This window comes from uncultured Butyricimonas sp., from assembly GCF_959596855.1.
GTDB lineage: Bacteria > Bacteroidota > Bacteroidia > Bacteroidales > Marinifilaceae > Butyricimonas > Butyricimonas muris.
Genome location: NZ_CAUFYA010000086.1, coordinates 1 through 7,262, shown reverse-complemented (window position 1 = coordinate 7,262; position 7,262 = coordinate 1). Strand labels below are relative to the sequence as shown.

At 49.3% G+C, this 7,262-nt stretch carries 3 protein-coding genes and 1 pseudogene; 2 read left to right on the top strand and 2 right to left on the bottom strand.

The window, feature by feature from the left end; genetic code table 11:
- A partial coding sequence (locus Q5866_RS20620; protein WP_303182243.1) for an aminotransferase class III-fold pyridoxal phosphate-dependent enzyme occupies window positions 1-233 on the bottom strand: 233 nt, incomplete at its 3' end.
- A 125-nt stretch (window positions 234-358) separates the two neighbouring features.
- Entirely contained in the window at window positions 359-4,804 is a 4,446-nt protein-coding gene (locus tag Q5866_RS20615) for a translocation/assembly module TamB domain-containing protein (protein WP_303182241.1), read from the bottom strand.
- A gap of 325 nt (window positions 4,805-5,129) precedes the next feature.
- Between Q5866_RS20615 and tsaD the strand changes: the two are divergent.
- Both tsaD and Q5866_RS20605 read left to right on the top strand, forming a co-directional pair.
- Window positions 5,130-6,146, top strand: a pseudogene (tsaD, locus tag Q5866_RS20610) (tRNA (adenosine(37)-N6)-threonylcarbamoyltransferase complex transferase subunit TsaD); the annotation flags it as partial.
- A gap of 247 nt (window positions 6,147-6,393) precedes the next feature.
- On the top strand, window positions 6,394-7,262 hold an 869-nt coding region (locus Q5866_RS20605; RefSeq protein WP_303182239.1), incomplete at its 3' end, for an NAD(P)-dependent oxidoreductase.

Genomic DNA, 7,262 nt, shown 5'->3' with positions numbered 1-7,262 from the left:
AAGGCACGGGAAGTCAGCGCCAGCGTTTTCGCCTGCTCGGTCATAGCCTCAACAATCTTCGGGTGGCTATGTCCTTGATTCACGGCAGAATAAGCCGAAAGGAAATCAAAATAACGTTTCCCGTTGACATCCCACACGTAGATTCCTTCTCCTTTTTCCAACACCACGGGTAGCGGGTGATAATTGTGGGCGCCATATTTCGCCTCACGATCCATGTACTCTTGTTCGGTCATTTTTTTCATAATATCATTTTAGTTAGGTTCGACGTTTTCACGTAACGAGCCCAATTTCACGAAAAAAAACCAAAAAAACAATGACAAACAATTGAAAATTGAAAATTGAAAGTTGAAAATTACAATTACTGCTTATTATCAGATGATTGCGAAGACTTCTTTTTCCGTTTAAAAATAGCCGTGTACTTGCGGAAGAGTTCCCGGAAGGTATCAAAGGCTTCCTGATAGGAAACACCGACACCCTGCACGGTCTCCGTGGCGTTATACGTGATCTTTTCGTTCGTGTGGGAATAAGCCTTCAGCTTCAACGTTCCCTGCTGGTTCAGCTTCACGTCCACGTCAAAGTCACCCGTGATAGAGGTATTCGAGTTCGTTTTCGACCCTTCCACCATATTGCCGTTGGCGGAAATGGTCACGCGGTTGTTCCATATCTGGGTAGACAATGCCAACTCGAACTCGTTCGTCGTTACTTGGTCACCCGGGCGGTACGAGAAACCGATATCCAGATTATTGCTGATCTGCGACAACCAACGGGACACTTGATTCGACAGCAACTCGCTCGCCGTCGTTACCCCCATCTGGTAGCCCGTGTTGCGCTCCTCCTGCTCCGCATCCTTATCCAAATAATCGGGCGTGTAGAACTTGTTCAACAACAAAAGCGAGAACATTTGTTTGTTTACCTCGTCCTGACTGGAGAAAAGACTCTGCATCAAACTCCGCATCTGCACGTCGAGGGAGGGGAAATTAATCCCGAATTGCACGTTCGGGTTCATCAGATTGTCCCCCAGCTTCAACACGCATTCCACGGGAACTTTCGTGTTCTTGTCCATTGTCGTGTTCGTCCCCGCCAACAAATCACTCAGAGAAGTACGCAGGTTATAAATCGCGTTCACGTCAATCGTGGCGTCGTAAGGCGAACCGTTCCATTTGATACTTCCGCCGGGAGTCAACACGAACTTCTTGTTTATCAAGTTACTCAACGTGAAAAGATAATCTCCTTTCGCGATCTTGTACTCCCCGAACAAATCCAACTCGTTGTCCTTACCCAAGGTAAAGCGCAGATTACCGCTTCCCACGGTTTTCAGTATATCCCCGATCGTGGGGTCGAATATAATCTGCACCTCCAGATTGTCGTTCACCTCGATATTCGCGTTCAAGTCGAAATCGGATATCAGGGAAGACCGTTCCTCGAGCATCGCGGACTGTTCGCCGGGTTGACGGTTATTTATAAACCGCAGGATACTGCCGTCCTCCTCCGTCAAGGCGGAAGTCAAGGGTATATACAGCACGGAATGGGGTTCCGGCTTCAAATTGACAGACAACGCGGAATTACCCGACAGATTATTCATCCGGGTTTGTCCCGTGATATACAACTGCCCGTAAAACGTCTCGCCTTGGGATTGCTTCGTGTTCAACACGCGGAAATTATTAAACTTCAAGTTTACATCATACTTGTTCTGTTGCAAATCGTAGAACCCGGAACAGACGGACGCCCGCCCCTTGGCATCGTATATTTTGAAATCATCAAGCACGATCCGATTATCCTTCACCGGGATACGGTCATGAATCATAAACGGCGTGTTCAGCATACTCAAGGTCAAAGCCACCGAGTCCATGGCCAGAAAACCGTTGATCGCCGCCGTCCGGCTCGTCCCTTTCATTTCCAACTCGCCGGACAATGTACCCTCCCCGCTTTTCAACATATCCGGGAAATAACGGGTCAGGTAATTCACGTCTATTCCCGAAAGCACGAGATTCAGGTTCAGGCTGTCCGTGGACGGTTTATAATAACCGAACACGCTGAACGGCGCCTCATCGTTCTTCATCTGGTTGATCACGCTGACCTGCAAGGCACTGTTCGCCGCATCCCACTGGGACATCAGGTTCAACGTCCCCAAAGTATCCCGGTTAAGCCCCCAGCGGTCGATCTCCATATTCGCGTAAATAAGACGGTCGTTGTACGCGTCCTGTATCGTGGCTTTCCCGTTTACCAACCCGAAAAGCTTCACTTTATTATCAAAAAGAATATTATTGAACTCCGCCAGATTGAAATTATGGAACGCCATGGAGAGGGTATCCCGCTTGTTCCCGCTCACCCGTCCCCGCAGGGAAAAACTTTGCTCTCCCCGGCTGATCTTGAAATTATTCACGAAAATATCATCTCCCTCCTTCAATATCATGGAACGTCCCACCTGCCACACGCTATCCGCCATCACGATCGTGCTGGGCTGGATAAGCACCTGTGTCATGTGCCTGCCCCTGTAATTCAACAACCGGAGATTGGCGACCAGCGAGCCGCAATACGTCTCTTTCTCCCAGTTACTCCACGTCAGACGGTTCGTGACATTGTTCGTGTACACGTTCATCGTGTTGCGCACGTTATACAGTTTCCCGAAATTCAAGTATTTCAACTCGTCGGCAGCACAGGTACAGATCAAGTTGGTACCGTTACCCGTTACTTTCACTCTCGCATCCCGCGTCTTCAAATCCCCGAAAGAGATTGTATCCGCTTCCAGTAACAAGTTCGTCCGCCGGTCGGCATAACTGTATTCACATGATAAATTGACACCGCTCGAAAGTTTCAATCGCGGGTAAGCGACCCGCAGCAAAGGATTGACATTCTTCAACCGCACTTCGGCAATCAGATTGGTTCCTTCCGGCAATGGTTTATCCACCGCGTAGCGGTAAGCGGGCAAATAGGTCATGACAAAACTATTCCACAAATCCGACAATTCCAGCGAATGGAAAAATCCCTCCATGGTGACATCCCCCACTTCCGATTGCAGGTTCGAGTAACTGTATTCTCCCAGCACGGTATTCGTCAATCTCACCGAATCCGTCGTGAACACCCCCCTCGTGTTCTCGTATTTCAAACGGGGTATGATTGCCTCGAACCAATTGTTGTCCTCTTGCATCTTCAGGTTCCCCGAGAAATCAAATTCAAACGATTCCTTTTCCCCGCAAACGGACGGTCCCCATGAATCCCATTGCCGGACATTCACGTACCCCCGCGCGTCCGCGATTTGAAGAGAATCCCCCATGACATAATTCAATTCGAAATCAGCTTGCAAACTATCGTTCTTCACGGACGACAGCAAATACAGGCGATCGTTTTCCGTCCCCACCGAGAGGCGTACCCCCCGTAGCCGACCGTCGTACACGTCGAGGTATCCTAACGCACTCGACATCCCGAAACGAGAGGTGGAGTCACCCAGTACCCCGTTAAAGTTCGCGAACAGCGAACCGTTCTTCAAGAAAGACTGCCCCGTCAGAAAACCGAAATTCACCCGGAACAGGTTAGCCCGTCCCCCGTAACGATAATCCCCCGCGCTATCCAAAACATAGTTGAACACGAGAGAACCTTCCATTCCCGGGGTAACGCTTTTCGCGTCCACGACAAAATCCTCGATCTTCCCCTTGAAAGTACCGTCAAAAGTGAAATAATCATATTTATGCAGCATTTCCGGTATCTTCACGTAACGGCTTTCCAGCCACGGCATATAAATAGCTTCCAGTTCGGGCGGCGAAATCCGCATATCGGTAAATTCGATAGTGAAGTCCGTATCGAAAAAACGGGGCAACCCCTTGGAAACAAATGAACCGTGGAACACACTTTTCTCTCCCAGGTACACTTCCAGATTCTCGCCCTGCAAATTACTTATCGTGTTGAAAACCACGCCGCTCCCGTACAACACATTGTTCATTCCCAGCAACTTGCCGTTAAAATAAGCTATATCATCGAAATGTACCCTTGAAGAGGTGAACACGTATCGTTGTTGCATCTTCGTGGTAAAATTACGCCAGTACTCCTGATCCGGAACCCAATTATACTCCAACGTATCCAGATGAGCCTCGCTCCGTTCGGTCTGAATCAAGGTATTCGTGACCAATAGGTTATTATTCGTCGCGACAACCCTTCCCCCCATATTAATCACCTCGAACCCGGATTTCTCCCTGAAACTCAAACCGGCAACTATGGCCTCGTAACGTCCCTCCTTCGAGAACCTGATTCCGGAAATCATCACGTTTAAATCCCGACAATCGACATCCGTCCAGTTAATCCCGTAGTCCACGGGTTCATAATCGTTCTCTATATACCGGAAACGACTGTTGAACAACGATATCCGGGTCAGGTTCACTTTCCACCCCAAGGGAGAGGCGGGCACCGTGTCCGTCATCGAGGCGGAAAGGGAATTGATCAACTCCTCCACGTTCGTGACGCTCTCCCCCCCGTCTTTCTTGCGTTCGATCCACAAGTTAAACACGGCATTGTCGAAAGTCGCCTCCGTGATCGTGAATTTCCGTTTCACGAAACTCACCGAATCCACCCGCATCACGAGCCGCTCGCAAAACATCAGCGTATCCTGACGGCAGTCTTTCACGAACACGTCACTCAGTATCAATGATTCTATCGGGCGAAATTCCACCCTCCCAATCGTGATCGTCGTTCCCGTCCGATCCTCCAAAATACGGGTAAAATAATCCACCAACTTCGTCTGAACGTACGGAGTCATCAAGGCAAAATAGGCCGCGAATGCCAAAAGCACAAGCACCATTACACACCGGGACAATATGGAGATTATTTTTTTTATACTTTCACCATTTAGTTTGCTTGCAAATTTAGTAATATTGCAGGAATATTTCTAATTGAAAATTGAAAATTGAGAATTGAAAATGAATAGAGTTTGTAAAGTCTATAAAGTCCATAAGGTCCATAAAGTCCATAGAGTCCTTCGGACAGTATTTAACGGCAGCATAAGCTGCCGTGGACAAAGCGCCCCGCAGGGGTCCATGGACTTTATAGACCTTATGGACTTTACGGACCTTATAGACTCAAATCGCCAGCCCGCACAGCTGACAATCTAAAATCTAAAATCATTAAATCTAAAATATACCATGGGCGTTGTTATTCTAGGAATTGAATCATCTTGCGACGATACCTCGGCCGCAATACTAAAAGACGGGGTGGTACTCTCTAATGTCATTGCCAGTCAAAAAGTACACGAGGCTTACGGGGGAGTCGTTCCCGAACTGGCATCGAGAGCGCATCAACAAAATATTATCCCGGTCGTGGCGCAGGCCTTGAAAGTCGCAGGCGTCAATGCAGACGAAATCAATGCCGTCGCTTTCACCCGCGGACCGGGACTGCTGGGCTCTCTCCTTGTGGGAACTTCCTTCGCCAAGGGATTCGCTATCGCGAAACAAATTCCCATGATCGAGGTCAACCACTTGCAGGCACACATCCTCGCCAATTTCATCAAAGAACCGGGAGTGGAAGCTCGCCACCCGAAATTCCCGTTCCTGACGCTACTCGTGTCGGGCGGTAATTCCCAGATCATCGTGGTTCGCGACTATCTGGACATGGAAGTCATCGGGCAAACAATCGACGACGCCGCCGGCGAAGCCTACGACAAATGCGCCAAAGTCATGGGATTGTCCTATCCCGGGGGACCCGTGATCGACCGTCTGGCGAAAGAAGGGAACCCAGACCGTTTCACGTTCAACAAACCCAATATCCCGGGACTGGATTACAGCTTCAGCGGGTTGAAAACCTCGTTCCTGTACTTCATCCGAGACGAACTCAAAAACGATCCGGACTTCATCCAACATAACCTGAACGACCTTTGTGCCTCTTTACAGAAAACGATCGTCGATATACTCATGGCCAAACTTAAAAAGGCCGCCAAACAAACCGGAATAAAACAAATCGCCATCGGTGGCGGTGTGTCGGCAAACTCCGGGTTGCAAAAAGCCGTGTACGACGAGGGAACCCGCGCGGGCTGGGACGTATTTATCCCCCGCCTCGGCTTCTCGCTCGACAACGCCGGCATGGTCGCCGTCACCGGGTACTACAAATACCTCGCTTCGCAATTCATCGGATTGGACGCACCTGCTGACGCAAGGATGAGCTTGAACAATGGAAAATTGAAAGTTGAAAATGAAAAGATTCCCGAAGAATATTCCAGCTCCTCCTCTGTTTATAGAGGAAACCGGCGAGTAAGCGAGGGCAATAGGGAAGCTTGCTTCCTGATTGCCGAGCGTGAGCTGGTTCGAGACCGGCTTCCGGGCTCACTTGGACGCGAAGCGGACGGAGGAGTTTAATCTAAAATCTAAAATTATAAATCCTTCAATTTAAAATCTAAAATTTAAAATCAAAAATATGAAAGTTCTTGTTACTTACAACATTCCCCGCGAGTCATTCGCGAAACTTGGAAAAGAGCATACCGTAACTATGCCCGACGGCGAGTATTTCACCACCGAAGAATTAATCAAACTGGTACCCGATCACGATGTCATTCTCGGGATATTCACCCGCCCTATTGACAACAGCGTTATCGAGGCGGGCAAAAAACTGAAACTGATCAGTAATTTCGGCGTGGGCTACAACAACATCGACATTAAATTTGCCCGCTCGAAAGGAATAGCGGTATGCAATACCCCGAAAGCCGTTTGTTTCCCGACCGCGGAAATGGCAATGGGGCTCATGCTGAGCGCCGCCCGCCGTATCACGGAATGTGACCGCCGCATACGGGTAGAGAAAGAGAGCATGTGGGGCGTGATGAAAAACCTAGGCTTCACGTTGGAAGGACGCACCCTCGGGATCATCGGCATGGGAAATATCGGCAAGACCGTGGCACGACTGGCAGAAGCGTTCCACATGAACGTGATTTATTACAACCGCCGAAGCACGGTAGAAGGATACGAGAGAGTCAATCTCGACACCCTGCTGAAAAGATCGGATTTCGTTTCTATCCATACCCCGTTGACGGACGAAACCCGCCACATGATCGGCAAGCGGGAAATAGAACTGATGAAGCCGACCGCTATCCTCGTGAACACCGCCCGCGGAGCCGTCATTAACGAAAAAGAACTGGCAACCTGCTTACAAAACAAAACGATAGCCGGGGCAGCCCTCGACGTTTTCGAAGACGAACCACACGTGACGGAAATGCTCTACGGACTGGATAACGTGATCCTCGCCCCACACAACGCAACAGGCACTATCGACACGCGTATAGCCACCGGGCA